At 71.1% G+C, this 24,917-nt stretch carries 26 protein-coding genes and 3 pseudogenes; 10 read left to right on the top strand and 19 right to left on the bottom strand.

Annotated elements, in window-relative coordinates:
• Positions 1-8: 8 nt before the first annotated feature.
• Positions 9-389, bottom strand: a complete 381-nt coding sequence (locus tag PV342_RS34815) for a hypothetical protein (protein ID WP_400806829.1) — start codon at positions 387-389, stop codon at positions 9-11.
• Positions 390-518: 129 nt separating this feature from the next.
• On the opposite strand from PV342_RS34815, the gene PV342_RS34810 reads away from it, so the two are divergent.
• Positions 519-1,703 (top strand): amidohydrolase, encoded by a 1,185-nt coding sequence (locus PV342_RS34810; protein ID WP_400806832.1) that lies wholly within the window; start codon positions 519-521, stop codon positions 1,701-1,703.
• 85 nt (positions 1,704-1,788) lie between these two features.
• Entirely contained in the window at positions 1,789-2,349 is a 561-nt protein-coding gene (locus tag PV342_RS34805) for a hemerythrin domain-containing protein (RefSeq protein ID WP_361012666.1), read from the top strand.
• A gap of 208 nt (positions 2,350-2,557) precedes the next feature.
• On the opposite strand, the gene PV342_RS34800 is transcribed toward PV342_RS34805, so the two are convergent.
• Both PV342_RS34800 and PV342_RS34795 read right to left on the bottom strand, forming a co-directional pair.
• Positions 2,558-3,523: an LLM class F420-dependent oxidoreductase gene (locus PV342_RS34800; RefSeq protein WP_500320188.1), complete on the bottom strand. Its 966-nt coding sequence runs from the start codon at positions 3,521-3,523 to the stop codon at positions 2,558-2,560.
• 173 nt (positions 3,524-3,696) lie between these two features.
• A complete protein-coding gene (locus PV342_RS34795; protein ID WP_500320186.1) occupies positions 3,697-3,870 on the bottom strand; it encodes a hypothetical protein in 174 nt (57 codons plus the stop codon).
• 374 nt (positions 3,871-4,244) lie between these two features.
• Here PV342_RS34795 and PV342_RS34790 point away from each other — a divergent pair.
• Both PV342_RS34790 and PV342_RS34785 read left to right on the top strand, forming a co-directional pair.
• Positions 4,245-4,403 (top strand): annotated as a pseudogene (locus tag PV342_RS34790) (SDR family oxidoreductase); the annotation flags it as partial.
• A 246-nt stretch (positions 4,404-4,649) separates the two neighbouring features.
• Positions 4,650-6,950 carry a catalase gene (locus PV342_RS34785; RefSeq protein WP_500320185.1) on the top strand — a complete coding sequence of 767 codons (2,301 nt, stop codon included), beginning with the start codon at positions 4,650-4,652 and terminating at the stop codon, positions 6,948-6,950.
• Positions 6,951-7,028: 78 nt separating this feature from the next.
• Here the strand turns inward: PV342_RS34785 and PV342_RS34780 are convergent, their stop codons facing one another.
• The 5 genes and pseudogenes from PV342_RS34780 to PV342_RS34760 form a co-directional block, all read right to left on the bottom strand.
• Positions 7,029-7,373 (bottom strand): DUF3140 domain-containing protein, encoded by a 345-nt coding sequence (locus PV342_RS34780; RefSeq protein ID WP_500320183.1) that lies wholly within the window; start codon positions 7,371-7,373, stop codon positions 7,029-7,031.
• A gap of 3 nt (positions 7,374-7,376) precedes the next feature.
• Positions 7,377-7,591, bottom strand: a pseudogene (locus PV342_RS34775) (hypervirulence associated TUDOR domain-containing protein).
• Between the two features lie 207 nt (positions 7,592-7,798).
• A complete protein-coding gene (locus PV342_RS34770) occupies positions 7,799-8,194 on the bottom strand; it encodes a DUF2267 domain-containing protein (RefSeq protein WP_361012171.1) in 396 nt (131 codons plus the stop codon).
• A gap of 80 nt (positions 8,195-8,274) precedes the next feature.
• Entirely contained in the window at positions 8,275-8,664 is a 390-nt protein-coding gene (locus PV342_RS34765; protein WP_500320181.1) for a DUF2267 domain-containing protein, read from the bottom strand.
• 104 nt (positions 8,665-8,768) lie between these two features.
• The gene (locus tag PV342_RS34760; protein ID WP_400808806.1) at positions 8,769-9,203 is read right to left on the bottom strand and encodes an Hsp20/alpha crystallin family protein; all 435 of its coding nucleotides are present in this window, start codon (positions 9,201-9,203) and stop codon (positions 8,769-8,771) included.
• Between the two features lie 125 nt (positions 9,204-9,328).
• Here PV342_RS34760 and PV342_RS34755 point away from each other — a divergent pair, with 125 nt between their 5' ends.
• On the top strand, positions 9,329-10,006 hold the full coding sequence (locus PV342_RS34755) for an HSP18 transcriptional regulator (protein WP_500320179.1): 678 nt from the start codon (positions 9,329-9,331) through the stop codon (positions 10,004-10,006).
• 479 nt (positions 10,007-10,485) lie between these two features.
• Here the strand turns inward: PV342_RS34755 and PV342_RS34750 are convergent, their stop codons facing one another.
• Positions 10,486-10,863, bottom strand: coding sequence for a MerR family transcriptional regulator (locus PV342_RS34750; protein WP_400806879.1), 378 nt, complete (start codon positions 10,861-10,863; stop codon positions 10,486-10,488).
• A 76-nt stretch (positions 10,864-10,939) separates the two neighbouring features.
• Between PV342_RS34750 and PV342_RS34745 the strand changes: the two genes are divergently transcribed.
• Together PV342_RS34745 and PV342_RS34740 are read left to right on the top strand one after the other, a co-directional pair.
• Positions 10,940-11,668, top strand: coding sequence for an SDR family oxidoreductase (locus PV342_RS34745; protein WP_500320177.1), 729 nt, complete (start codon positions 10,940-10,942; stop codon positions 11,666-11,668).
• Between the two features lie 1,671 nt (positions 11,669-13,339).
• The gene (locus PV342_RS34740; protein ID WP_400806886.1) at positions 13,340-13,981 is read left to right on the top strand and encodes a carbonic anhydrase; all 642 of its coding nucleotides are present in this window, start codon (positions 13,340-13,342) and stop codon (positions 13,979-13,981) included.
• Positions 13,982-14,198: 217 nt separating this feature from the next.
• On the opposite strand, the gene PV342_RS34735 is transcribed toward PV342_RS34740, so the two are convergent.
• The 8 genes from PV342_RS34735 to PV342_RS34700 form a co-directional block, all read right to left on the bottom strand.
• Positions 14,199-14,429 (bottom strand): DUF6480 family protein, encoded by a 231-nt coding sequence (locus PV342_RS34735; protein WP_386996668.1) that lies wholly within the window; start codon positions 14,427-14,429, stop codon positions 14,199-14,201.
• Between the two features lie 95 nt (positions 14,430-14,524).
• Complete coding sequence (locus tag PV342_RS34730; RefSeq protein WP_386996671.1) at positions 14,525-15,157, bottom strand: UdgX family uracil-DNA binding protein; 633 nt, start codon at positions 15,155-15,157, stop codon at positions 14,525-14,527.
• Positions 15,158-16,213: 1,056 nt separating this feature from the next.
• A complete protein-coding gene (locus PV342_RS34725; RefSeq protein ID WP_018562256.1) occupies positions 16,214-16,369 on the bottom strand; it encodes a DUF6131 family protein in 156 nt (51 codons plus the stop codon).
• Between the two features lie 30 nt (positions 16,370-16,399).
• The gene (locus tag PV342_RS34720; protein ID WP_361008022.1) at positions 16,400-16,726 is read right to left on the bottom strand and encodes a plasmid stabilization protein; all 327 of its coding nucleotides are present in this window, start codon (positions 16,724-16,726) and stop codon (positions 16,400-16,402) included.
• A gap of 97 nt (positions 16,727-16,823) precedes the next feature.
• Positions 16,824-17,300 carry a hypothetical protein gene (locus PV342_RS34715; protein WP_361008020.1) on the bottom strand — a complete coding sequence of 159 codons (477 nt, stop codon included), beginning with the start codon at positions 17,298-17,300 and terminating at the stop codon, positions 16,824-16,826.
• 19 nt (positions 17,301-17,319) lie between these two features.
• The gene (locus PV342_RS34710) at positions 17,320-18,156 is read right to left on the bottom strand and encodes a Rieske (2Fe-2S) protein (protein ID WP_400806895.1); all 837 of its coding nucleotides are present in this window, start codon (positions 18,154-18,156) and stop codon (positions 17,320-17,322) included.
• Positions 18,157-18,254: 98 nt separating this feature from the next.
• Positions 18,255-19,436: a PP2C family protein-serine/threonine phosphatase gene (locus PV342_RS34705; RefSeq protein WP_400806898.1), complete on the bottom strand. Its 1,182-nt coding sequence runs from the start codon at positions 19,434-19,436 to the stop codon at positions 18,255-18,257.
• Positions 19,437-19,515: 79 nt separating this feature from the next.
• Positions 19,516-21,240: a PP2C family protein-serine/threonine phosphatase gene (locus tag PV342_RS34700; RefSeq protein WP_500320173.1), complete on the bottom strand. Its 1,725-nt coding sequence runs from the start codon at positions 21,238-21,240 to the stop codon at positions 19,516-19,518.
• A gap of 189 nt (positions 21,241-21,429) precedes the next feature.
• On the opposite strand from PV342_RS34700, the gene PV342_RS34695 reads away from it, so the two are divergent.
• Together PV342_RS34695 and PV342_RS34690 are read left to right on the top strand one after the other, a co-directional pair.
• Positions 21,430-22,086 (top strand): HemK2/MTQ2 family protein methyltransferase, encoded by a 657-nt coding sequence (locus PV342_RS34695; RefSeq protein WP_400806904.1) that lies wholly within the window; start codon positions 21,430-21,432, stop codon positions 22,084-22,086.
• Positions 22,067-22,291, top strand: coding sequence for a CDGSH iron-sulfur domain-containing protein (locus tag PV342_RS34690; RefSeq protein WP_386996685.1), 225 nt, complete (start codon positions 22,067-22,069; stop codon positions 22,289-22,291). Before PV342_RS34695 ends, PV342_RS34690 begins: the two co-directional genes overlap by 20 nt.
• Here PV342_RS34690 and PV342_RS34685 read toward each other — a convergent pair.
• A complete protein-coding gene (locus PV342_RS34685; RefSeq protein ID WP_500320171.1) occupies positions 22,288-22,401 on the bottom strand; it encodes a sigma factor-like helix-turn-helix DNA-binding protein in 114 nt (37 codons plus the stop codon). The genes PV342_RS34690 and PV342_RS34685 overlap by 4 nt on opposite strands.
• A 744-nt stretch (positions 22,402-23,145) precedes the next feature.
• On the opposite strand from PV342_RS34685, the pseudogene PV342_RS34680 reads away from it, so the two are divergent.
• Positions 23,146-23,639, top strand: a pseudogene (locus PV342_RS34680) (flavodoxin family protein); the annotation flags it as partial.
• 9 nt (positions 23,640-23,648) lie between these two features.
• Here the strand turns inward: PV342_RS34680 and PV342_RS34675 are convergent.
• Complete coding sequence (locus PV342_RS34675; protein ID WP_018562247.1) at positions 23,649-24,839, bottom strand: zinc-dependent alcohol dehydrogenase; 1,191 nt, start codon at positions 24,837-24,839, stop codon at positions 23,649-23,651.
• Positions 24,840-24,917: the final 78 nt, after the last annotated feature.

Genomic DNA, 24,917 nt, shown 5'->3' with positions numbered 1-24,917 from the left:
ACGAGGGGTCAGCGGCCGCGGTGTTCGGTCTTCGGCTCCTGCGGGTCGACGCCGCTGAACTCGGACGTCTTCTTCGCGCCGCTGGGCCGGCCGGAGGGGCCGCGTTTCCCCGTGTCCTGGATCTGCCGCTTGCCGGACTTGCCGGCCCGCTCCTCACCACTGCGCGACACGTCGTGTGCCGGTGTGCCGGCTCCGGACTCGGCAATGTCCTTCGGTGACGGTTCGCGGTTCTTTCCACCGGGCGCGTAGGTGTCCGGGTGGAACGAGCGGTGGCCGCTGGGGTTGTCCTGCTGCTTCTCCGCGTCCACGTCCGCGGCCCATCCGTGCTGGTCTTCGCCCTTGTGGCGGCTGGGGCCCTCACCGTGCGGAGGATGCTGCTTCTTCGCCATGACACTCCCCTTCCCAAACATTACTTATCGCGCATTTCCCGCCTTTGTGGGCGCGTTCCCTGGCACCGGCGGCTCATGCCTGACGCGGTGGCCGGACGGGTAGGCGACGGCACATCCAGGAGGTCTCCGATGGACGAGCAATGGGAACAGGTGTACGCACGCGTCACGGAGCAGCTCACCGCCCGCGCCGAAACCCTGTGGGAGGTGGCGGCAACGCTCCATGCGGACCCGGAACCGGCGTTCGCGGAGGAAAGGGCGGCCCGGCTGCTGACCGGCCACCTGGAAAGCGAGGGCTTCACCGTGCGGCGCGGGGTGGCGGGTCTTCCGACGGCCTTCGTCGCGACCGCCGGCGACGGTGGCCGCCCGCGGGTGGCCCTGCTGCTGGAGTACGACGCGCTGCCCGGGCTCGGGCACGCCTGCGGCCACAATCTGATCGCCGCGGCCGGGCTCGGGGCGGGTCTCGCGCTCCGCGCCGCCGTGCCGGACGTGGGCGGGTCACTGCTCGTTGTGGGCACCCCGGCCGAGGAGCGCGGCGGAGGCAAGGTCGTCATGGCGGAGGCGGGCGTCTTCGACGGGGTGGACGCGGCCCTGATGTTCCACCCCGGCGTGCACAGCTGGTCGTGGGCACCGCTGACGGCCTCGGCCCAGATCCGTGTCGCCTTCCACGGCCGGGCCGCCCATCCCACCGGCAATCCGACCGAGGGGATCGACGCACTCGCCGCGCTGATCCAGTTCTTCAACACCCTGGCCGTGCTCGGCCGGCATCTGCCCGCCGGCTCGCACGTCCAGGGCATCGTCACCGAGGGCGGCAAGGTCACCAACGTCATCCCCGAGTACGCGGAAGGACTCTTCGGCCTGCGCGGGGCCACCACGGCCGCCCGGGACGAGCTCGCGGAACGCCTGTCCGACTGCGCGCAGGGCGTGGCCCGGGCCACCGGCGCCCGGGCGGAGGCCTCCCGCGTCGACGCCGGGTACGACCACTTCCGCAACAACGCCGTCCTGTCGTCGCGGTTCACCGCTCATCTGGCCCGGGCAGGCGTGCAGGCCGGCGAGCCGGTGCCGAGCGTATATCTGGGTTCCTCGGACGTCGGCACGGTCAGCAACCTCCTGCCGACCATCCATCCGTTCGTGGCGATCATGGACGGCGACGGCTCCGACCACACCCCGCAGTTCGCGGCCGCCGCGGCCGGCCCCCGGGCCCGCGAGGCCATGCTCGCCGCCGCCCAGGCACTGGCCTGCACCGCCGCCGACGCACTGGTCGATCCCGGCGTCACCGCCGCGGCCTGGGCGGAGCATCGTCATCCGGATGACTGACGGAAGAGGGGCGTGCCCCGCCTGGGACAGGGAAGCCGCCCGGGGAGAGGCCCTCCATCGCAGACCGCACGGAAGGAGTCACGTGATGGGACACGGCGGAAACGTCATCGCAGAGCTCACGGCAGACCACCGCGAGGTGGAGGAGTACTTCGCCCGTCTGCGGGCCCTGCCCGCGGGCGACAAGGAACGCAGGAACGTGCTGGACGAGGTCACCATCGAGCTGGTGCGGCATTCGGTGGCCGAGGAGATGTACCTCTACCCGGCCGTCCGGGAGCACCTGCCCGGAGGGGACGCCCTGGCCGACAAGGAGATCGAGGAGCACGCCGAGGTGGAGCAGGTCCTGAAGGACCTGGAGGACGTCGACATCGACGACGCCCGCTTCGACCAACTGGTGGGCAAGCTCATCACCGACGTGACGGAGCACGTCCAGGAGGAGGAGCGGCAGTTGTTCCCGAGCCTGGCGCAGGCCTGCTCGCCCGAGCAGCTCAATGACCTCGGGGACAAGGTACGCAGGGCCAAGAAGATCGCCCCGACCCGGCCGCACCCCAGCGCACCGGACACCCCGCCCGGCAACAAGCTCCTGGCGCCGGGTGCCGGTCTGGTGGACCGGGCCCGCGACTTCGTCACCGGCCGCGGCAAGTCCTGACACGGCCGGCCACTCCTGGGCCGCTCGGACGGGATGCCGTCCGAGCGGCCCAGGGCCTTACGTGCGCCTGCGGGCGAGTGAGGTCACATGGGTCCCAGAGGTCCCATGAGCCTCGTCCACCCTGGCGGCCCTGGACGTGTGATCGTCCGGGCGCCGCCCCCTCGGCGGAGGAGATGCGGCGCCGCGTCCCTGCGCGAGGCGGCCGGCGTCAGAGGTCGCGCAGCGCCGGCAGGAGGGTCTTCTCGGCCCAGGCCAGGAAGGCCGGCTGTGTGCCGCCGCCGACCTGGACGAGCGCGATCTCGGTGAAGCCCGCCTCCACGTAAGGGCGGACCGCCTCCGCGAAGGCCTCCGGGTCGTCCCCGCAAGGGATGGACTCCGCGACGTCCTCCGGACGAACGCTCTCGGTGGCCGATGCGAACGCCGCGGTGCCGGGCAGTTCGGAGTTGACCTTCCATCCGCCTGCGAACCAGCGGAACTGCTCATGCGCCCGGCGCACGGCGGTGTCCCGGTCGGGGTCGTAGGACACCGGCAGTTGCCCGACCCGCGGTTTGCCCGCGCCGCCGTGCTCGTCGAAGGCGCTCACCAGGTCCGCGTCCGGCTCCGTGGCGATCATCAGGTCGGCGAGGCGGCCCGCGAGTTCACAGGACTGCGTGCCGGACACCGCGACCCCGATCGGCGGCGGCCGGTCGGGCAGATCCCACAACTTCGCCGACTCCACGTCGAAGTGCTCGCCGCGGTGGTTGACGTAACCCCCGCCGAACAGGGCCCGGATGATCTCGACGGCCTCGGCCAGCATCTTCTGCCGGACGTCGGCGGCGGGCCATCCGCCGCCCACCACGTGCTCGTTGAGGTTCTCGCCCGACCCCAGCCCGAGCCGGAACCGGCCGTCGGACAGCAACTGCATCGTCGCCGCCTTCTGCGCGACGACGGCAGGGTGGTAACGGACGGTCGGACAGGTCACGTACGTCATCAGAGGAATCCGCGAGGTGGCCTGCGCGGCCGCGCCCAGCACGCTCCAGGCGTAGGGGGCGTGGCCCTGCTCGTCCAGCCACGGGAAGTAGTGGTCGGAGGTCACCGAGAAGTCGAAGCCGGCCTCCTCGGCCCTCACCACGTGGTCTACCAACTCCTTCGGCCCTGCCTGCTCGGTCATCATCGTGTATCCGAATTGCGTCATATGAGGCGGCTGCCCGGTCGGTCGAGCTGAAAACGGCCTCGCGCGCTGGTGTGCGACGGCGCATCGGGGGCAGCCGGAAGATGCGGCGAGGCAGACCGCATGGCGGGTGAATGCCCCGGACGCCGGGCCCCCCTCCCGGCGTCCGGGATACCCCACCTTCGGGTCGCCCGCTCTCAATCGGGCGGCTCTTGCGGCGGCACGTCACGTGGTGCCTCGGGGACGTCGCTCTCCGAACGCCCTCGTTCTGCGGCGCCGGAGTCGGGTCCGCGGCCCTGCCGCGGGTCCTGGCGGTCCTCGGCGGGCGGCGTCGTACGTCGCGCCTCGTCGGCTTCTTCGTTGCGCTTCATGCTCTTCTCCTTCGCCGTGGAGTCAGTCCCGCTCCGGAGTCTTGGGCGGCCCTGCGGGCGGACCGTCGGCGCCCTTGTCGTCCTCGTCCCGCCGGGCGCGTTCCCGTGGCTCGGCAGGCGGTGACGGTGCCAGGGGTGTCCCGGGGATCAGGTTCTCCGGCGACGTGGCGTCGGGCTCTTCGTCCCTGTTCCGGTCGGGTGCTCGGTGACGCTCTGGTGTGTCCATGGCTTTCGGCTGCCCTGCGGGGCAGCGGTCATACCTGCGCCGGGCGCGGGACGCCGCCGGGAACCCGAGGATGCCGCACGGCACCGTCGAACGCGAAAGGCGGCGGCCCCTGTCAGGGATCCAGCGGCCCGGTCATCCCTGAGCAGGGCGGCGCCCAGGGCCAAGGGGCGCGTCCGCGCCGGACGCGGTATGCGGCGGCTCCGGCCGCTACGTCACCGGCGCCTCCTGGTCGGTCGACGGGGGGATGCTGCGGATGGGACCCATGGCCGGCTCCCATCTCAGGGACGACGCGTGGCGGCGCCCCTGAGGTGCCGCGCGGTGCGGCAGGCCGAAAGCGGCGCAGCCGTCTCCCATGGCGGACCTCACGGAGCGCGCCTCTGTCGGCGTCATCCGGTGCGGGGTCTCCCCCGGCGCCGGCGTCGCGCGGCCGACGAGCAGTCGGGGTGACATCCGCCGCGAACGGCGGACATCCGTCAGGGTCCCGTTTGTCCTCAGGTGACACCGGTTACCCGCAGGCGACAGGGTTTCCCCGAGGACGAAGCAGGAGAGTGCCATGGCCAACGAGCCAGGCCCGGTGAAGAAGATCGTCGACAAGGTCACGGACTTGGCCGCCGAGCTCACCCCGGCCGGGCGTGCGGAGATCCCGGGCGTGCCGGGCAGCATGCCACCCACGGTGGACGAACCGGTGGAGCCGCATCAGCCGCTGCCGTCCAAACCCGACCAGAGCGTACCCACGCCGCTCAGCGCGACGGGCCGCCCGGACGGCCCGTCCAAGACCGTCCGGGCTCAGGACGGGGCGTTCCTCACCACGGCGCAGGGCGCGCGACTGCCGGACACCGACCACTCGCTCAAGGCGGGACCGCGTGGTCCGGTGCTGCTGCAGGACCATCATCTGCGCGAGAAGGTCATGCACTTCGACCACGAGCGGATCCCGGAGCGCGTGGTGCACGCCCGGGGAGCGGCCGCCCACGGCGTCTTCCGCGGTTACGGCACGGCGGCCGAGGTCTGCAAGGCAGCCTTCCTCGCGAAGGACGTCGACACGCCGGTCTTCGTGCGGTTTTCCACGGTCCTTGGTTCGCGCGGCTCCGCCGACACCGTGCGCGACACCCGCGGGTTCGCCACCAAGTTCTACACGTCCGAGGGCGTGTTCGACCTGGTCGGCAACAACATCCCGGTGTTCTTCATCCAGGACGCGATCAAGTTTCCGGACATCATCCATGCAGGCAAGCCCCACCCGGACCGGGAGATCCCACAGGCGCAGAGCGCCCACGACACCTTCTGGGACTTCGTCTCACTGCACACCGAGGCCACGCACCACACGCTGTGGAACATGTCCGACCGCGGCATCCCGCGTTCCTTCCGCACCATGGAGGGGTTCGGCGTCCATACCTTCCGCCTGGTCAGCGCCACCGGCGCCACCACCCTCGTGAAGTTCCACTGGAAGCCCAAGGCCGGCGTGCACTCCCTGGTGTGGGAGGAGGCACAGATGATCAGCGGCATGGACCCGGACTTCCACCGCCGCGACCTGGCCGACGCCATCGAGGCGGGTGCCTTCCCGCAATGGGAGCTGGGCATCCAGACCTTCCCCGACACCCCGGAACAGACATTCCAGGGAATCGATCTGCTGGACCCGACGAAGATCGTCCCAGAGGAGCTGGCACCGGTGCAGCCCGTCGGGCTGCTCACCCTCAACGCCAACCCCACCAACTTCTTCGCCGAGACCGAGCAGGTCGCCTTCCACGTCGGCCACCTGGTTCCCGGCATCGACATCACCGACGACGCGCTGCTGGCCGGACGTCTCTTCTCCTACCTCGACACCCAGATCACCCGGCTGGGCGGACCCAACTTCCCGCAGATCCCGATCAATCGGCCGCACGCCGCGGTCAACGACATGCTGCGGGACGGATTCCACCAGGACGCGGTGCACACCGGCGTCGCCCCGTACAAGCCCAACTCCCTGGACGGCGGTTGCCCGTTCTTCGCCGGCGCCGGGGACCACGCCTACATCGAGCACCCCGTCCCCGTCGCACCGGCTACGAAGGTGCGCGAGGCCTCGGCCTCGTTCGACGACCACTTCAGCCAGGCCCGGTTGTTCTGGCTGAGCATGAGTCCGGCAGAGCGCGAGCACATCATCGCGGCCTACACCTTCGAGTTGGGCAAGTGCTACGAGCAGGCCGTCAAGGAGCGCGCCCTCCTGGTGCTGGCGAACATCGATCCGTATCTGTGCCTACAGGTCGCCCAGGGACTGGGTCTGCCCACCCCGCAGGCCACGGAGCCGCTCGCCGACGCACAACCGAGTCCCGCGCTGTCCCAGGTCGGCCACACCTGGCCGACGGCCGGGCGCGTCATCGGCATCGTCACGGACGGCACCGGCGACCTGGGCGCGCTGGACACCGTCCGCCGCTCGGTGCTGGCGAACGACATGGTTCCGTTGGTCGTCGCACCCACGGGCGGCACGCTCACCGCCGAGGGCGCCGATCCGGTCACCGTGCAGCGCAGTTTCGCCACCGCGCGCTCCGTGGAGTTCGACGCCGTGCTGCTGGCCGGAACACCCGGACCCGCCGCCGACGCCCAGGGCGGCCGTGACGCCAAGGCGGGAGCCCCTGCTCTCGCCGCAGCGCCTATCGACCCCCGCATCGTGCTGATGCTGCAGGAGGCCTACCGGCACGCGAAACCGATCGGGGGCTGGGACGACGCGGCTTCCGCCCTGCAGGCGGCCGGCATCCCCGACAATGCGCTCGGCGTCGTGACCGGCTCCGACGGCGAGGGGGTGCTGCGCGAGGTCACCGCGCTGCTGGGCACTCACCGCGTGTGGGACCGGTTCCCCGCTCCGGCGGAGAGCGGCGGGGTGTGAGCGGTTGCCTCGGGTCACGAGGGTGGGTCGCCTCAGCCGGTTCCCGCCGGCCGAGGTGGCCCGTCCTCGGCGGACCGGTCAGTTCAGCGGATCGTGCCCCCAGTTCATCAGCGAGTACCGCCACCGGGTGTCCGTCACGTCGCCGCCGGGACGCTGCTTGACGTGACGGTGGACATAGCCGACGACCTTGCGCATGTGCGCGAGGTCGCCGTCGCTCAGGTCGCCCCTCTTGGTACGCAGTAGCCCGACGATCCGCCGGCCCGATGCGTGCCCGACGCTTTCGCCTCCGTCGTCGCTCTGACCTACGCTCTTCGACTCTTCGGTGGCGAGCCACTTCTCGAGCCGGGCCGCAGTCATGTTGACCGCCTCTTCGAAGGCGTCCACCGTTCGGTCCCGGTCAGCGTGCTTCTGCGCCTGGGCCATGGCTCATCCCTCCTTGCCGAGCGCTCCGGGCTTGTGCACCGCGGAGCGACCGCTCTTGTCGCTCTCCACCTCGTACTGCGGTTCCTCGCTCGACGCGTCGACGGTCCGGCCCGCTGCCCGGGTCCGTTTCGGATCTTCTTCTTGACCTTTCCCGTCACCTTCTGGCCGTGGCTCTTCCAGGACACTTCGTCGCCCCTGCCGAGATTCCGTTCGCTCATGGCATCCTCCTCGGCTGTCGCCCCCGCCACTGGTGCGCCTGCCCACGCCACTACGCACGATTCGCCGTGATTGACCATGTTCGGGCATGGTGACCGACAGGCGCGCCTCGGTCACTCCCGGAGTGAGTTGCTCGAGTGGCGACCCTGGAGAGTGCGGCGGTGGTCGCGGGCCTGACCGGGCGCGACTGGCTCACACCCGGCCACGCCCTACCCTGTCGGCATCAGTTCGGCGCGGCCGAAGAGCAAACCGTAGCCGCTGGGCAGCTGTGCGAGGATCCGGCTGACGAGGTCCTCCCCGGCCAGGCGCGCGAGTACCGCGAAGACGGTCCCGGCGTCCCATCGTGCGGTGGCCGGCGTTCCGCCGGTGCGGCCGGCCAGGTCGCTGACGAAGTCGAAACCGGTGAGCGGTTCCGGCCGGGGGACTTGGGCGGTGAACTCGAGCGCGGCCTCGACGGGAAGCCGGGCGGCGAGGGCAACGCGTTCATCGCCGATCAGCTGTCGTCCCAGTCCGGCCAGCACCTCTTGAACGGCCTGCTCGGCCCGGTCACGGGTGGGGTATGCGCCTTCGTAGCGGACGTGCTCGACCATCGCATCGAACGTCATCGCCGTGGCGTGCATCGGAGTGCCTTTCTCTCTCTGTGGTGCCGGGGGGCGGGAGGGTGCGCCCCGCCCCCGTCGTGAGGTCAGGTCGGCGCGAGGCGGCCGAACAGCAGGTCGTAGCCGGGCGGCAATTGCAGCAGGAGCCGTCGCAACAGGTCCGGTCCGGCCTCGTCGGCGGCCACGCTGAGGACCGCGCCGACATCCCACCTCGCGGTCTGTTCGGTCGCGCCGTCGATCCAGGCGGCGGTCGCCCGCACGAACCGCTCCGCGTCCAGCGGTTCGACGGCCTGAAGCGGGTTGAGCAGGATGAGTGCGTAGGTCTCGGGCAGCCGGGCGGCGAGTTCGGCGCGGTCCTCGCCGACCACGTGTGCACCGAGCAGTCCGAGGACCACGCGGGCTGCCCGGTCCGCCTCCTGCGGTGTGAGGTATTCGCCGCGTTCCTGGACCTGCGCCAGGAACGCTTGCGGTCGCATGGTCACAGTTCCCCCTTGGTCGATGCGGAGGACGGAACCGTGAAGGGAGGGGAACGTTCCGTCCTCCGCCGCCTGCGCCCCGGGTGGGTCTCCCGGCCCGGAGATCAGCCGCTGATCTGCCTGCGGTCGCCGGTGGACGTGATCGCGATCTTGCGGGGCTTGGCCCGCTCGGCGATCGGGATGCGCAGGGTCAGGACGCCTGCGTCGTAGTCCGCCTCGATGTGCTCGGTGTCCAGGGTGTCCGCGAGCATCAGCTGCCGGGAGAAGACACCGAGGGGCCGTTCGGACAGCTCCATCTGCACATCGTGGGCCTTGGCCACCGGGCGGCGCTCGGCCTTGACCGTCAGCATGTTGCGCTCGACGTCGATGTCGATCGCGTCCGGGATCACACCGGGGAGGTCCAGTGCGATCACGTAGTGCTCGCCCTCGCGGTAGGCGTCCATCGGCATCGCCTGGGGCCTCGACCAGGTGCCGGACGTGCCCAGCAGCTGCTGGGTCAGACGGTCCAGCTCACGGAACGGGTCGGTGCGCATCAACATCGTGAAACACCTCCAAGGGTTCGGGCAGTGACTGCCAATGCGCTTCACCTGATTCCCTTGTAGCATGTCGTCCAAGCGATGACAAATCTTGAGTCGTCAAACGGATGACGAAAGGAGCGGTCGTCATGGATGCCGACGAGCCCCGTGCGCCGAGGAACGCCGAGGACAACAGACCCGTACCGCTTCCGGCTGCTACGACCGCTCTCGGTGCCATCGATCAGGCCCTGCGCGAGGCCCGTGCCGCAGACACGAGACCGGCACCGGTCCACGATGACGACGTCGGTGAGGCGCTCGCCTCGCTGCTGCTTCTGCGGGAGGTGCGCGAGCAGCTCGCCGGCTGGGAGAGGGGCCTGATCGAAACCGCCCGAGCCGCCGGCGCCAGCTGGGCGGACCTCGCCGGCCCCCTCGGGGTCGCCAGTCGTCAGGCCGCCGAACGCCGCTACCTGCGACTGCAGCCGGGAGCAGCGGGAAGCACTGGCGAGGATCGCGTCAAAGCCACCCGCGACCGCCGCGCCGCCGACCGCACCGTCACTGCCTGGGCGCGCGACAATGCCGCAGACCTGCGCCGCCTGGCCGCTCACGTCACCGGGCTGGCCGATCTTCCGCCCGGCGCCCGCTCGGCCATCGCCGACATCGACGAAGCTCTCGCCCACAACGACGCGGCGCGCCTGATGGCACCTCTCGCGGCCACCTGCCACCACCTGCAGCCCGGGCATCCGGAGGTCGCCGCGCGCGTCGACGCTGTCACACGGCACGCTGAGCGGCTGCGTCAGGAAAGCGACCAGCGGCGCGGCGGCGACTGACCCTCGGAAAATCCACCGGCTGACGGCTCCCAGCCCGCACCCGCGACGAGGTCGACCTCGTGGTGGTCACGGCGAAGGTCCCCCACCGGTCGCTGGTGAACACGGCTCTGCGGGCGAACGCCGGCACCAGCCTGCGCCGCCGGCCGAGCAGCCCGGTCGTCGTCCCCAGGACGTTGGCGGATCAAGACGCTCGCCGGCCGCGCGGGCACGGGCGTGACGAGGTTGCGGCTGCTGACCGGTGAAGAGCTGCTCCCACCGGGCGCGATGGGCAGCCCTTGGCGGCTCGTGGCCGGCGACTGCCCGCCGCCACGCGGCCCGCTTCGACCTGAAAGACCTGCAGAACCGGACCACCGCGCTGGTCTGCGCCCTGCCCGACACCGAAACCGCGTCGGCCGCCCGATGACGGTTCCCCCACGACGACTCAGCGCCGGGCCGGACAGCGAGGTCAGATCGCTGGGGAGACGCCTGGCCGACCGCGCCTACGGGTGTGTGTCCGTGACAGCGATGACCTCGTCGAGGCGGTCCAGGGCGGCCTGCAGGTCGCCGATCTTGCCTCGGATGCGCTCGCGCTCGGCGCGCAGCATGGCTCGTTGTTCGGCATCGGTGTGCCCGGAGACCCAGCACGGAAGGAGTTCGGTGATCCTTCGGCTGGTCAGGCCGGCGGCGAACATCTGCTGGAAGAAGCGGACCAGAACGATGGCGTCCTGCCGGTACAGGCGCTGGCCGGACGGGCTGCGCTCCGCGATGAGCAGCCCCTGCTGCTCGTAGTAGCGCACGGCGCGGACCGAGACTCCGGCACCCCGTGCCACCTCGCCGATGCGGATCAGCCGCTCGGCCGCGGTCCCTGTGGCAGTCATGGTGATTCCTCTCACCCCTGGCTCTGACGACCAGCACTTGCCTCTGACGTCAACGTCAGGTTTTAGCGTACCGGGCATGGACATCAACAACTCCGTCGCCCTTGTCACCGGAGCCAACCGCGGCCTGGGCCGCGCTTTCGGCCAGCGCCTGCTCGAACGGGGCGCCCGCAAGGTCTACGCGACGGCCCGCCGACCGGAGACCGTCAACCTGCCCGGGGTCGAGGTGCTGCCCCTCGACATCACCGATCCCGCATCCGTGAGGGCCGCCGCCGAGGCCGCCTCGGACGTCTCGCTGCTCGTCAACAACGCGGGCATCTCGACGGGGACCGACCTGGTGACCGGTTCGCTGGACGCGGTGCGGCACGAACTGGAGACCAACATGTTCGGCCACCTGGGAATGATCCGGGAGTTCGCCCCGACGCTCGCCAAGAACGGCGGGGGTGCGATCGTCAACGTCCTCTCCGCCATGTCGTGGTTCGGGAGTAAGGGTGCCAATGCCTACCACCTGACCAAGGCCGCCGCCTGGGCCATGACCAACGGCGTCCGACTGGAGCTCGCCGAGCAGGGCACGCTCGTCACGGCGGTGCACCTCGGCCTGGCCGACACCGACATGGCCGCGGGCTGGCCCGTGGCCAAGATCGCTCCGTCGGACCTGGCCGACGCGGCGCTCGACGGTGTCCAGGCGAATTCCGCCGAGGTCCTCGCCGACCAGTGGAGCCGGGACGTCAAGTCCCGTCTGCCGCTGACGCCGGAAGAGTTCGACGCCGCGATGGGCCGCGCCCTGGCGGCGCTGATGACGGCCTGAGGAGCCCCGCGGGCCGCACGGACTTCGGTCGGCTGCCTCTCGGCCTCGGCCGGTGCCGCCCTGCTGTCCGGGCGGCTCTGCCGCCCAATCCCGGGGATGCCCCCCGTCACACCGCCGTAGGGGGTGTGACGGAGGGCATCCGAATGATGATCTTGGGCGAGCGCAGCGACGACGACTCCCTCGAAATACTGACAGCGAGGTCCGGCGACGGCGCCAGGCTGTCCACCTGCGGGGCTGCTCGCGAGCAGCCCGATGACCGGCTGGCGGGTTCTGGCAACAGCCGGGCCGCACTGTCGTGGCAGCCGAGTTCGAGGTAGCGGGTGCTCCAGGAGCCGAGGTCGGGCGTAGTGGCAAGGTCGCTGCAGTCAGAGCTCGTTGCCGTGACCGGCCGCGCGGCCGGTCAGCGGCTGCGGGTGCGGGTGCGGCCAGGCGTGCGGCTCGCGGGCCGCACGCCCCAGGCGCCACCGGCCGCCGACGGACCTGAGCAAACCCGAGCTCGCGTCCGTGCCACAGATGCGACACGGGTCGAGCCCGCCCGGCTGGGGCCCGGGCCTCGCGGAGTACTCACACGACCAGCCGGGCGGACGCTGGGCGGCCCCGCCGCGAACCAGGGGAAGGACTCGGCAGGACCGCGACGGCGAGCCCGTCCGGCCGGCCGCGAGGACCACTCGCATAGCCGGGCGGGCAAGTGCGGCCCTGCCCTGGGGGCAGCTTTGGCAAGCGGTGGACAGGGCCACGTCTCCAGCATGCGCCTGCAGCCGGAACATGGCGAGGCCTCCACCGCGCCCCCAGACGATCGAAGCGTCCTTCATCTCCCGGTAAGTCCACCGACGGGTGGAGGCGCGTCGTGCGGGACCGGCCCTCCAGGATGCAGGCCCGTACGGCGCCTTGCGCGCTGAGCATGTGCAGCATGTGGGCGAAAATGAGCCGGGCCCCCGCCGCTCGCACGACGGAGGCCCGGCTCTCGGATGAGGGGCGTCGGGGGGATGAACGATCCCTCATGCACTGCACCAGCCTGGTCACTGTGGGACGCCGGCACTAGCCAGGCGGTGCACACGGGTGACGAGCGGCGCCGCCGCAGCGGCCGGGTCTCGTTGCAGCGGGCCCGCGGCCGTGGGCGACCCCGCCCTGTGGGCTGAATCTCGTTCCGCTTGGACGGGGTCGCACTTCCACACTGCGCTTCGATCGCCCGAGGAGCATCCTGGGGCGGTCGAGCCCGCATAGTCGTGATGCCGCCCTACGGCACCAGCGGTCGGGCCGTCCGCGCGGACGACGCTGTGGCCGCAGCCTCCCGCAGGGACCCACAGGCGGGTGCCCGGCTCAGCGACGAACCGGGGACCACCGTGACCAGCACCGCTTACCCGGTCCACCAGGGGAAATCCGAAGCCTTCGCCCGGCTGATCGAACACGCTGCGGCAAAGACACCAGGAGTGAAGATCGAGCTCGCGGGGCCGGGCGCGTGCATCTCCTTCGACCCGACCGGAAGACCCTCCTGAACACCGGTGCCCGAAACGCGGACACCGCCGCGATCCCGGCTCGCGCCGCCAACGCCACGGTCACCGGCGTCCTCAGGCGGAGGCCGAGGCGGAGGCCGAGGCGGAGGGCGAATTCTGCAGCCCCATGCCGCGATGCTGCAATGCGACGGCGGGTACCGGCTCGTAGGCTGCCGCCATGACCACGATCCCGACCGCGATGCCTCACGACGCCTTCGCTCTCCTACTGGAAGGCAATCAGCGCTTCGTCACCGGCGCCCCCGAGCACCCCAATCAGGACGCCGCCCGTCGCACTGAGACCGCCCCCGCCCAACAGCCTTTCGCCGTGATGTTCGGGTGCTCCGACTCACGGCTGGCAGCCGAGATCATCTTCGACCGAGGCCTGGGCGACCTGTTCGTGGTCCGCACCGCGGGTCACGTCATGGGCGCGGAGGTGATGGGCAGCATCGAGTACGGCGTGGGCGTTCTGGGCTGTCCTCTGGTCGTGGTGCTCGGGCACGACTCGTGCGGGGCTGTCGGCGCCGCGTGCGCCGCGCTGGAGGACGGCATGTCACCAGCCGGGTACATCAGGGACGTCGTCGAGCGGGTGACACCCAGCGTGCTGGCGGCACGAGCCGCGGGACGGGTCGAGCCGGAGGAGATCCTCGCCGAGCACGTCAGGCACACCGTCGACCTGCTCCTGGACCGCTCCCGGGTACTCGCCGAGAAGGTCTCGGCCGGGCAGGCCGCCGTGGTGGGCCTTTGCTACCGCCTTGCCGACGGCAGCGCGAAGCTGGTCGCGGCCCGCGGCCTCGACGTGGCGGTCCCCGCCCTGCCCTGACCGAGGCCGCCGGCGCTGCCGTGGACTGACCGGTCCTGACCGGCTGGGGCTGCCGTCGGGCACCCGATGGAGAAGAGCTGGTCTCCGCCACACCACCACGGGCGGAGACCAGCTCAACCGGAAGAGGGCCGCGAGAGGCTATTACGACCCTCGGGACTGCTGCCCTGCTCCCTCCAGCATGGGTCACCCTCGGTCCGGAGGCGCCCCTGAGGTCCGGCTACGACGACAGGGCGACGATCATGGCGATGACCCCGGCGAGGAAGATCGCGACGACGCCCAGTATGAGCACCAGGGGTGCGAACCCCCACGCATTGTGGAGTTCCGGGCGCTCGGGGACGGAGATCCCTTCGGTGGTGCTGCTCTCCGCCGGAGGCGTCTCCGTTGGCGGCACCTTGTGCTCGATGCCGCTGTAGGGGGCGGAACGGTTGCCTGCGTGCGGCGTACTCATGGCGCACCTCCCTGGGGAACGTGGTCAGTGCATCTGCTCTGTGACTTCCCGCGTGGGGTCCCGGAAAACGGAGTTCCGCCGTCCGGGCGCCCGGGTCAGCCGATGGCGTCGGCGACCACGCGCAGGTCCGCGACCAGCCCGGCGTACATCTCCTCGCGGTTCTCGCCTGCCCGCAGCACGGCCGAGGGGTGCACGGTGGCGAGGACGTGGGCGCCGTCCAGGGAGACACCGGGCGTGAGGAGCTTCCCGCGCTGCCTGGTGACCCGGAACTCGGGCCCCATCAGAGCCTTCGCCGCGGTCGCACCGAGCGCGACGACGATCCTCGGGGTGATCCGTTCCAGTTCGGCGTACAGCCACGGCTTGCAGGCGGCGACCTCGCGCAGCGTCGGCTGCTTGTGGATCCGCCGCTTGCCACGCTCGGAAACGGTGAACTTGAAGTGCTTGACGGCGTTGGTGACGTAGGCGTCGGCGGGATCGATGCCGGCCTCCTCCATCGCCTTGTCCAAGACCTTTCCGGCCGGGCCGACGAAGGGGCGGCCCTGCCGGTCCTCCTGGTCTCCCGGCTGCTCACCGACCAGGACGACACTCGCAGAGGGTTCCCCCTGGCCGAAGACCGTTTGAGTCGCGTCCGCGTACAACGGGCACCCCCGGCAGCCCGCGGCGGCACTGCTGAGGGCGGCGAGGTCCGCGTCCTCGGGGACGTAGGGCGAGGCGTCGTATTCCGCCATGCCGAACGCCTACCCCTGCGTCCCGGTACGAAGCTCCCCGGCCGGGTAGCCGCACCCCCTGACGGAACGACGACACGCCATGACGGTCGTGGTGACCGGGGCGAGCGGGGTGTCGGCACGGTCCCCGCGGCCCGCGGGGACCGTGTCGCGATGCTGGCCCGCGGCCACGCCGGACTGGCCGCGGCGGCCGACGACGTGGTGCGGGCCGGCGGTGAGGCTCCGACCGTGCCGGTCGACGTGTCCGACGGCGACGCGGTGGAGGCGGCCCGCGTCCCCCGTCGAGGAAGCGTTCGGCCCCAGTCGACGTGTGGGTGAACAGCGCTTTCACCGGAATCTTCGCGCCCTTCACCGCGATCGCACCGGACGAGTTCCGGCGGGTCACCGAGGTCACTTATCTGGGCTGTATGCACGGCACGCAGGCTGCGCTGCGGCGCATGATTGGTGGGCTCCACGCCGGCCTACCGCGGCATCCCCCTGCAGTCGGCTACTGCGGTGCCAAGCACGCCATCCAGGGCTGGAACGAGTCGCTGCGCTCTGCTGCACTCCGGCTCCCAGGTGCGTACGCCGATGGTGCAACTGCCGGCGCTCGACACCCCGCAGTTCGACTGGGTACTCAGCCGGCTGCCACACCGGGCCCAGCCCGTGCCGCCGATCTACCGGCCGGAGGTGGCTGCCGGGCGATCGTCCACGCCGCGGACCACCCCCGTAGGCGCGAGTACTGGGTCGGAGGGACCACCGCGGCGACGCTGCTGGCCAACGCGGTCGCGCCGGGCCTCTTGGACAGGTACCTGGCTCGTACCGGCTTCAGCTCGCAGCAGACCGCCGAGGAGCGCGATCCCGGGGCTCCGATGAACCTGTGGTCACCGGCCGACGGTCCCGAGGGACACGATTTCGGCGCGCACGGCCGCTTCGGGGGAGCAGGCACACTCGCGGAGCGCTCAGTCGTGGGCCTCGCGTCACCACACGGCCGTGGGGGCCGCGGCAGTGGCCGCCGCGGCCGCCGTGGCGGTCGCGCGCGGCCTCCGCGATGCCTGACCGAGTGGGTCGCCGCGCGACCTACCAGTAGTGCCGTCGTCCGCCGACGGAGTGCCCCACGGCGCCCAACACCCAGAGCACGAGGCCGATGACGACCAGGATCAGTCCGATGGTCCAGAGGATCGAGATCCCGGCGAGGAAGCCGATGATCAGAAGGATGATGCCGAGAATGACCATGATGTCCTCCGCTGGTCGGCCCGCGTGCGGTCAGCTGCCGCCGAGGGCGCGTTGGAGTTCGGCCTTGTTCATGTGCGAGCGGCCGTCGACGTTGCGGCGTTTGGCCTCGGCGTAGAGCTGCTCGTAAGTGGGTCCCTGCGAGCCCTTGCCGGAGCGCTGCCCGCCGCGCTTGCCCGAGGACATGTCCTGGGTGGAGCTGCGACTGGCGGTCTTCGACTCGCCCGCGCGGGCGCGTGCCTTGTTGACCGTGCGGGCGGCGATCTCCTCGGCCCGCTTCTCGCTCTCGCCCCGGTCCTTCGCGCTCTCCTTGATGTGCTCGTACTGCCGCTCGCGCTTGCGGCTCGATCCTGCGGGCATTTCCTTCACCCCATTTGCTCGGCTTGGTCCTGAGGGACGGGTACCCCGTACCGGCGGATCATCACCAGGTTCACCACGATGACCCTCGTCGGGCCGGTCAGCCCAGGCCCGCGCCGACGGCGTCGCGTCGCACGGTCTCGACCGTGTCGATCTGCTCCTGCGCGCGGTCCAGCAGCGCCCGCAGCCGGTCCTCGTCGAGCTCCATCTTGGGCGTGAGCGTCAGAAGCGACTGCCACAGAAGGCTCTTGCCCTCGATGCCCAGGCGCAGTGCCTCGAGTTCGATGACCGTGCTCAGGCCGGAGCGACGGGTGACCCGTCCGTTGAGCTTGAGCAGGCGTGCCTTCTCGGCGAGCCACCCCGCGTAGACCTTGTGCCGGCGTGCCGGTACGTCGAGGTCGGCCATCAGGTCGAGGAGGCTCTGCCGGTCCTCTTCGATCTCGTCGGCCAAGCGTCGCAGCTCGCCGGCGTGCGGAGAGGAGCGGTGGTGCTCGGCGAGGTGGCGGGAGATCAGTTGACCGGTGGTGGAACCGGCCAGATGGTCGTTCATGTAGATCTCGAGGGCTTCGTGACTCACGGCGGCTCCTCCTCGTCGCTCACTCCCGGTCCAGCCGGACCTCCACGTGACCGTCCGGGGATATCCGGCAGTCGAAGCGGGGCTGCGGCGCGGTCGCCGGGCCCTGGATGTTGGCTCCGTCCGAGAGGCGGAACTGACTGCCGTGCCACGGGCATTCGAGGCAGCCCTCGAGGACCTTGCCCTCGTGCAGGGGGCCGTCCATGTGGTTGCAGCGACCGGCCAGGGCGTGGAACCGCCCGTCGTACTCCCGGACCACGACCACCGACACCTCGTCTGCCATCCGCCGGACCGGTTCGCCGACAGGGAAGTCCTCCGGCACCCCGATGCGGTGCCAGCCCGGCTCCACCAGCACGGGCACCGCCTCCGCGTGGTTCATTCCCGCACCCTGCCGGTACGCGAGGTGGCCGCCGAGCACACCGCCCATCGTGGCAAGTGACATACCGCCGAAGCCCAGGGCCCGGCCGAGCACGGGGCGTCCCTTGATGCGGTACACGAGCGAGGCCGCGTAGGCGCTGACGGCGGCGATGTTGGCGGTCGCGTGGACCAGGCCCACGCGGGCCTGGCGGGGGCGTTGCTCCGCCCAGTCCACCCAGCCGGCGAGGGCCGCGGGCCCGGCGGCGACCAGGCCCACCGCTACCAGACGGCGCGCGGCGCGGCTCTCGCCGGGGAGCAGGTCGAGGATCCCGGCGCAGGTCCAGGCGCCGATCGGCACCTGCACCAGCACCGGGTGCACGGGGTGGCCGAGCCACAGGCCGCGCAACACGTCTCGCCCCCGGCCCAGGGGTACCGCGCGCACGACCTTCCGGGCGCCGGCGGCGAGTCCGTCGAGCCACGCCTGCCCTTCCAGGGTGTCCATCGCAGCGGGGATGGGACCGTTGGGGGAGCTTTGCTTCGTAAGCCTTGTAAGCCTCATGTTGAGCGGCTTTCCTTCACACTCCAGGGCAAACCCGGCGCTCATCGCTCTCCGGGCCGGGGCGTCTGCGCACGCCAGTCGAGGCACACGACCGTGGCGTCGTCCTGGAGATGACCGTGGCAGGCCACGGACACGGCGGAGGTCATCACCTGGACCACTTCGCGGGGGTGCTCGGCGGCGGAGTCACGCAGCACGGCGGGCAGGTCCACGCTGCGGGCCTCGCGCTCCTGCATGCCGTCGGTGTAGAGCACCAGCCGGTCGCCGGGTCGCAGGTCGACGTCCTGGACGCGGAAGGGCGGCGCGGAGGGGACGCCGAAGGGGAGGTTGATCCGCAGGTCGAGTTCCTCCACGGTGCCGTCACGCAGACGCAGTGGCCAGGGGTGTCCGGCGTTGACCAGTCGGCAGCCGGTCCCGTCCACGGCGATGCGGAGGAGTTGCCCGGTGGCGTGGCCGTGGCTGCCGTGCTCGAGGAGCGCCGTGTGCATTTCCAGGGCCTGTTCGGCGAGGTCGTGCCCGGCGCGGCGGGCACGGCGCGAGGCGTTCACGAGGACGGTGGCCAGCAGGGCGGACTCGACGTCGTGGCCCATGGCGTCGGTGATGGACAGGTGCAGCGTGTCGTGGTCGACGGTGTAGTCGTAGGTGTCGCCGCCGACGGAGTCCGCCGGCACCAGTGCCGCGGCGACGGTGAACTCGTCCGCCTCGCATGATGCGGCGGACGGCAGCAGCCCGCGCTGGATCTCGGCGGCCAGGGTGAGCGGTGTCGTGCGCTTGCCCCAGTGGTAGAGATCGGTGAACCGGCGGTCGGTGACGACGATGTAGGCCAGCGCGTGCGCGGCGTCGGCGACCTGGGCCAGCACCTCGTCGGTGCCGTCGGGCAGGGTCAGCTCCAGCACGCCGATGGTGTCGCCGCGGTTGGTGACGGGCGCGACCACCCGCTGCCCGGCCCCGTCGACGGGTGCCCGCATCACCCGCTGGCTGCGCAGGACGTCGTGGTAGATGCTGCCGTGCAGGGGGATCTGCTCGGCGCTGGTGCCGCCCCGTGAGGCGACATCCTCGCTCACCCGCACCATCTTCTGGCCGATGACGTCGGGGAGCAGGAACGACACCGATCCGGCTCCGAACCGCTCCCTGAGATTGCGCGCCACGACGTCCAGGGACCGCATCGGCGCGGCCGCCTCAGCCGCCGCGAGGACGTCGTCGAGTCCGAACTGGTCATTCGACACGGTGGCCTCCCTCGCTCCCTGCGCTCCTTCCCCGGAGCGCGGAGATGTCACCCGGCCGTGGACGGGAAGGAGCGACCGGTCAGTCCGCGGGGTCGGGCGTGCGCAGGGCGAGGAAGGCGACGTCGTCGTCGTTGTCCGTGGGCCGTGCCCGGTCCAGCAGCGCGTCGCTGAACGGGTCCAGGGGGCGCCGGGCGAGGGAGGCCGCGTGTTTGCGGAGCCGGTCCAGGCCGTCGTCGATGGAGTGCCGGGTGGATTCGACCAGTCCGTCGGTGTAGAGCACGAGGGTGGACCGCGGGGGCAGGGTGACGACGGCGTCCTCGCGTGGCCTGGTGGTGCCGGTGCCGAGCAGGATGCCGTGGCCACCGGTGAGGAAGCGCGTGCGTCCGTCGTGGTCCACCAGCAGCGGCGGCGGATGTCCGGCGTTGGTCCACCGCAGGCGCCACAGACCGTCGTCCCCGCTGGTGAGCCGCGCGAGGAGCACCGTCGCCATCGGCACCTCGGCGATGTGCATGACGGCCTGGTCGAGCTGGCTGACGACGTCGCTGGGCGCCTCGGGGTGCGACCAGGCGAAGGCGCGCAGCATGTTGCGGATCTGGGCCATGCCGCCGGCGGCGTCGAGGTCGTGTCCCACGACGTCGCCGATGGCGAGCGCGGTGGCCCCGTCCATGAGTGGGAAGGCGTCGTACCAGTCACCGCCGACCTGTGAGGCCTGGGGGGCGGCCACGTACCGGGCCGTCATATGCAGCCCGGGGATCGTGGGCATCTGCGGCAGCAGGTGGCGTTGCATCGTCTCGGAGACCTTGCGCTGCCGCTGGTAGAGGCGGGCGTTGTCGAGCGCGAGGCCCGCCCGGCGGGTCACGTCCTCCAGCAGCGACAGGTCGGAGGCGGTGAAGGTGTCCGGGCGCGCGGCCCGCCCGAGTGTGAGCGCTCCGAGCACGTCCCGCAGACCGCGGATCGGGGCGATGGCCGCGGAGTGCATGCCGGTCTCCTCGAAGAGCCGGTGCTGTTCCACGGCGATGCCCGAGTCCGGTGGGCCGTGGTACGTCGACGGTGTGGCGATGGTGGAGGCCGCGCCGCGCAGCGCGCGGGACAGCGGCATCGGGGAGTCCTGCGGCAGCGGCGGCATCGGCCCCTGCAGGTCCGATCGCTCTACGAGGCCACCGTCCGCGTACTGCACGACCAAGGCGCGCCGCACCTCGTCGTTCTCCGTGAGCAGGTCGACGACGGCCCAGTCGGCGAGCAACGGGACGGTCAGCGCAGCCAGGCGGTGCAAAGCCTCGACCACGTCCAGGGTCGAGGTGAGCTGAGTGGTCGTCTCTGCCAGCAGCGCGAGGCGGTCCAGTTCCGTCAGGGCCCTGGGAGACTCGTCCGCGTTCTCCGGGTGCTCCGTGACCTCGTGTCGCCGGTAGAGCATCACGAGGGCTCCGAGCCCTCCCGGGCCGAGGTCGTAGGGGGTCAGGAACCAGGAAAGCCCGAGAAGGCTGCCGTCGCCTCGGGCGAACCACCCCACCTCGCTGTGCCCAGTGCGCTGTCCGAGGAGGGCGTCGCGCATCTCGCAGCGGGACCGGTCCAGAGTGCGGCCGTGGCTGTCACGGTGCAGCAGGTCGTGGGCGTCATGACCGAGGAGATCCGGACCGGACCGCCCCAGAAGGCTTTCCGCTGCGGCGTTGACCGCGATGATCAATCCCTCGCCGTCCACCACATAGGCAGGCGCCATCACGCCTTCCAGCAGGCCGCCCGGCAGGGTGACGGACAGCGCCCGGGATCCGGCTGGGGATCCCGCTTCCGGTACGACGGCGTCCATGCTCTCCCGTCCTCAGGTGCGACCTCGGGCTCTTGGACTACCCCTGGAGCAGGATCCCATGCCGGGAGGAATGCGGACCCTGGGCCACGCTCTCCGCAGGGCCCTTGTCCGCCATGGGGTGCCAGGCCGGGCCATCGGTCGAATCGGGAGAATCACGTTAGTCGGCGCGTCGTGGGGTAGCAGGGCTCTATGTGGCTTTTGTGCCCGCCGGGTGTCTACCACCCCCAGGACGACACGCTTCTGCTGGAGGACGCGCTGAAGCGGGAGCCCCTCGCAGCCGATGCCGATGTCCTCGACCTGGGGACGGGCGCGGGCGCGCTGGCGCTGACGGCCGCCGAACGCGGCGCCGGCCGGGTGACGGCCGTCGACGCCTCCGTGGGAGCCGTGCTCACGACGCGGCTCAACGCCCGCCTCAACCGTCTGCGCGTCAGGGTGCTGCGCGGCGACCTCACCGCACCCGTCACGGATCGCCGCTTCGACCTGATCATGGCCAACCCGCCGTACGTGCCGTCGCCGCGGGCGCGTCCGCCCAGCCGGGGCCGTTCCGTGGCGTGGGACGCGGGGCCGGACGGCCGGGTGCTGCTGGACCGGATCTGCTCCGACGCACCGCCGCTGCTCACACCGGGAGGCGTGCTGCTGCTCGTCCATTCGGGCCTCTGCGGGGCAGAACGCACGCTGGGACGACTGCGGCGCGCGGGACTGCGGGCGGTGGTCACCGATCGCCGGTACATCCCGTTCGGGCCGGTACTGCGCGGCAGGTCGGCGTGGCTGGAGGCGCGGGGGCTCATAGCCCCGGGCGAGGAGAAGGAAGAGCTGGTGGTGATCCGTGCCGAACGTGGACGATGAACCGTCTCCGACGCGTGTGACGCTCACCCGTGACGGCCCGATTTTGATCGAGGGGCCCGTGGAGGTCGTCCTGGACGACGGCCGCGTGGTGCGTTCCGACCGTTTCGTCGTGGCCATCTGCGCCTGCCGGCGCAGCCGGAAGTACCCGTGGTGCGACACCAGTCATCGTCGGCGCACCCCCGCTTCCGCAGCCCGCAAGGGTTAGGCGTCGCCCGCGTCGAGGCGGCTGCGCAGGCGCGCCAAGAGCCTGGTGAGCAACCGCGACACGTGCATCTGGCTGACCCCGAGGGCGTCGCCTGTCTGCGACTGCGTCATCTCCTGACGAACCGCATCTGCAGCAGGCACCGGTCGCGTTGGTCGAGGCCTGCGGTGACCGGCCGGAGGGCGAGAAGGTCTCCACGCCTTCGACGGCGGGGTCGGTGGCACGAAGACGTCCGCTATCGCCCCGTTGTCCTCGTCGTCGGGATCGAGGGCGCTGTCCAGCGACGCCGCGGTGCAACCGCTGACGGCCATACGCCCGAAGAAGGTCTTCGACAACTCCCGGGCCTCCCGCGGCCCGACCTTCTTCGCCTCCTCCAGCGGGCGCAGCCCGTCCCCGGCGGGGCTCGCGAGGTCCGCCTCCGGTGCGGTGCCCTCCGCATCGGCCGGACGAACGGCGACATGCCCTCGCCCTTTGGTGCAGCTCTGCTCGCGGACGCCTTCGGGGTACCCCGTGCGGCCCGTCCGAACCGGGCCTCAGGCGCGATGGTCGGCCAGGTTTACCGCACTCGCAGGCTTCAGTGCGAGCAGCCCGCGGGCGCACAATTCCCGCACGACGAGGGACAGCACGTCACTCTCGTCCAGCCCCCGCTCCCACCACGCTTCCGGGCCGGGTAGGGCTTGGGCTTCCACGTATGACACGTCCCGTGGTCGCGGGACACGGACTGCCTGTTCACGAAGACTCTTGGGGCACTACCGCGATATCGGCACCGGGACCGCCTCCTTGATGGGACATCCGGGTGATAGGGCCGGAACGCTCAGTCCTCGGCGAAGCGGGACCGGGCCCACAGCGGCAACACGGACTGCGTCCGCGCCGTCGACCTGCACGTCAAACCGGGGGTCACCAGCGACGAAGGTGACGGCGACGGCCAGCCGGAGATCCACGAGAAGTTGCTGTCCCCGGAGAGTCTCATCATGGCCTCGCCGACGTGGCTGGGCAGGCCGTCATCGATCGCCCAGCGCGTGCTGGAACGCATGGAGCCATGCTGTCCGAGACCGACGAGCACGATCGGCCGGAGGCCTACAACCGCGTGGCCGGCGTCGTGGTGACCGGCAACGAGGACGGCGCCCACCACGTCATCAGCGAGATCTCCGGAGCCCTCGGCGACATCGGCTACACCGTCCCGGGCCAGGCCTGGACGTACTGGCACCTCGGCCCAGGCGCCGGCCCCGACCACCTCGACGACGAGCGCGGTCACGACTGGTCGCACAGGACGGGCCGCGCCATGGCGGCGAACCTGTACGGCGTGGCCCGGGCCCTGGCGGCCACGCCCCTCGGCGCGCCGCCTGGGTGATCGCGGGCGTCACGGGACCATGAGGACCTTGATGGCGCCGTCGGCCTTCTTCTGGAACATGTCGTAGGCCTGCGGGGCCTGCTCCAGCGGGACGTGGTGCGTGGCGAAGCCGTCCACGCCGAGCGGGTCCTCGTCGGTCAGCAGCGGGAGGATCTCGTCGCTCCAGCGCCGGACGTTCGCCTGGCCCATGCGCAGCTGGATCTGCTTGTCGAACAGCGTCAGCATCGGCATCGGGTCGGTCATGCCGCCGTAGACGCCGGTGACCGAGATCGTGCCGCCTCGCCGGACCAGCTCGATGGCCAGGTGCAAGGCCCCGAGGCGGTCGACTCCCGCGGTCTGCATCAGCTTGGCGGCCCAGGCACGCGGGAGCAGGCCGGCGGACTGCTGGACCAGCTTGCCGACGGTGCTGCCGTGCGCCTCGGTGCCCACGGCGTCGATGACGGCGTCCGGGCCGCGGCCGTCGGTGGCGTCCCGGACGGCCTTCACGAGTTCGTCCTGGTCTTTGTACTCGTCGAGGCTGAAGACCTGGGCACCGTCGCGGCGCGCCCGGGTCAGCCGCTCCGGAACGTGGTCGATGCCGATGACCGTACCCGCGCCCAGGTGACGCGCGACGCGGCAGCACATGTCGCCGATCGGTCCCAGGCCCAGGACGGCCACGCTGCCGCCCTTCGGGACGTCGGCGTACTTCACCGCCTGCCAGGCCGTGGGCAGGACGTCGGAGAGGTAGACGAACCGGTCGTCGGCCGGGCCGTCCGGGACCTTGATCGGTCCGAACTGGGCCTGCGGGACACGCAGGTACTCGGCCTGAGCGCCGGGGACGCTGCCGTACAACTTGGTGTACCCGAACAGCTCCGCACCGCTTCCGTACTCGGTGACCTGGGTCGTCTCGCACTGCGTCGGCAGCCCCTCGCGGCACATGTAGCAGGTGCCGCAGGCGATCTGGAACGGCACCACCACCCGGTCACCGGGAGCGAGGTTGTCCACTTCGGAACCGACTTCCTCGACGATGCCCATGGGTTCGTGCCCGAGGATGTCGCCGGGAGTCATGAACGGGGCGAGGACCTCGTAGAGGTGCAGGTCAGAGCCGCACAGTCCGGTGGACGTGATGCGCACCAGCGCGTCAGTGGGCTCTTCGATCCGGGGGTCGGGCACGGTGTCGACCCGTACGTCGTGCTTGCCGTGCCACACGGTGGCCCGCATGGTCGATCACTTCCTCGCTGTTTGTCTTTCGCGACAGGACCATCGGGTACCCGTGGCCACGCCGGTGAACCGCCCGTC

The organism is Streptomyces sp. PA03-3a (assembly GCF_033792735.1).
Lineage (GTDB): Bacteria > Actinomycetota > Actinomycetes > Streptomycetales > Streptomycetaceae > Actinacidiphila.
Note: the sequence above shows the minus strand (reverse complement) of the source record. Positions and strands in the feature narration are given on the sequence as shown.

What these genes read in the sequence shown, in the direction of transcription:
- PV342_RS34735 (WP_386996668.1), bottom strand. Translation starts at nt 14,429, where the DNA reads ATGAGTACGCCGCACGCAGGCAACCGTTCCGCCCCCTACAGCGGCATC.
- PV342_RS34730 (WP_386996671.1), bottom strand. Translation starts at nt 15,157, where the DNA reads ATGGCGGAATACGACGCCTCGCCCTACGTCCCCGAGGACGCGGACCTC.
- PV342_RS34760 (WP_400808806.1), bottom strand. Translation starts at nt 9,203, where the DNA reads ATGTTGATGCGCACCGACCCGTTCCGTGAGCTGGACCGTCTGACCCAG.
- PV342_RS34695 (WP_400806904.1), top strand. Translation starts at nt 21,430, where the DNA reads ATGTGGCTTTTGTGCCCGCCGGGTGTCTACCACCCCCAGGACGACACG.
- PV342_RS34675 (WP_018562247.1), bottom strand. Translation starts at nt 24,839, where the DNA reads ATGCGGGCCACCGTGTGGCACGGCAAGCACGACGTACGGGTCGACACC.
- PV342_RS34770 (WP_361012171.1), bottom strand. Translation starts at nt 8,194, where the DNA reads ATGACGTTCGATGCGATGGTCGAGCACGTCCGCTACGAAGGCGCATAC.
- PV342_RS34725 (WP_018562256.1), bottom strand. Translation starts at nt 16,369, where the DNA reads ATGGTCATTCTCGGCATCATCCTTCTGATCATCGGCTTCCTCGCCGGG.
- PV342_RS34745 (WP_500320177.1), top strand. Translation starts at nt 10,940, where the DNA reads ATGGACATCAACAACTCCGTCGCCCTTGTCACCGGAGCCAACCGCGGC.
- PV342_RS34700 (WP_500320173.1), bottom strand. Translation starts at nt 21,240, where the DNA reads ATGGACGCCGTCGTACCGGAAGCGGGATCCCCAGCCGGATCCCGGGCG.
- PV342_RS34810 (WP_400806832.1), top strand. Translation starts at nt 519, where the DNA reads ATGGACGAGCAATGGGAACAGGTGTACGCACGCGTCACGGAGCAGCTC.
- PV342_RS34815 (WP_400806829.1), bottom strand. Translation starts at nt 389, where the DNA reads ATGGCGAAGAAGCAGCATCCTCCGCACGGTGAGGGCCCCAGCCGCCAC.
- PV342_RS34750 (WP_400806879.1), bottom strand. Translation starts at nt 10,863, where the DNA reads ATGACTGCCACAGGGACCGCGGCCGAGCGGCTGATCCGCATCGGCGAG.
- PV342_RS34795 (WP_500320186.1), bottom strand. Translation starts at nt 3,870, where the DNA reads ATGAAGCGCAACGAAGAAGCCGACGAGGCGCGACGTACGACGCCGCCC.
- PV342_RS34720 (WP_361008022.1), bottom strand. Translation starts at nt 16,726, where the DNA reads ATGCCCGCAGGATCGAGCCGCAAGCGCGAGCGGCAGTACGAGCACATC.
- PV342_RS34780 (WP_500320183.1), bottom strand. Translation starts at nt 7,373, where the DNA reads ATGGCCCAGGCGCAGAAGCACGCTGACCGGGACCGAACGGTGGACGCC.
- PV342_RS34800 (WP_500320188.1), bottom strand. Translation starts at nt 3,523, where the DNA reads ATGACGCAATTCGGATACACGATGATGACCGAGCAGGCAGGGCCGAAG.
- PV342_RS34740 (WP_400806886.1), top strand. Translation starts at nt 13,340, where the DNA reads ATGACCACGATCCCGACCGCGATGCCTCACGACGCCTTCGCTCTCCTA.
- PV342_RS34755 (WP_500320179.1), top strand. Translation starts at nt 9,329, where the DNA reads ATGGATGCCGACGAGCCCCGTGCGCCGAGGAACGCCGAGGACAACAGA.
- PV342_RS34785 (WP_500320185.1), top strand. Translation starts at nt 4,650, where the DNA reads ATGGCCAACGAGCCAGGCCCGGTGAAGAAGATCGTCGACAAGGTCACG.
- PV342_RS34805 (WP_361012666.1), top strand. Translation starts at nt 1,789, where the DNA reads ATGGGACACGGCGGAAACGTCATCGCAGAGCTCACGGCAGACCACCGC.
- PV342_RS34710 (WP_400806895.1), bottom strand. Translation starts at nt 18,156, where the DNA reads ATGGACACCCTGGAAGGGCAGGCGTGGCTCGACGGACTCGCCGCCGGC.
- PV342_RS34685 (WP_500320171.1), bottom strand. Translation starts at nt 22,401, where the DNA reads ATGACGCAGTCGCAGACAGGCGACGCCCTCGGGGTCAGCCAGATGCAC.
- PV342_RS34765 (WP_500320181.1), bottom strand. Translation starts at nt 8,664, where the DNA reads ATGCGACCGCAAGCGTTCCTGGCGCAGGTCCAGGAACGCGGCGAATAC.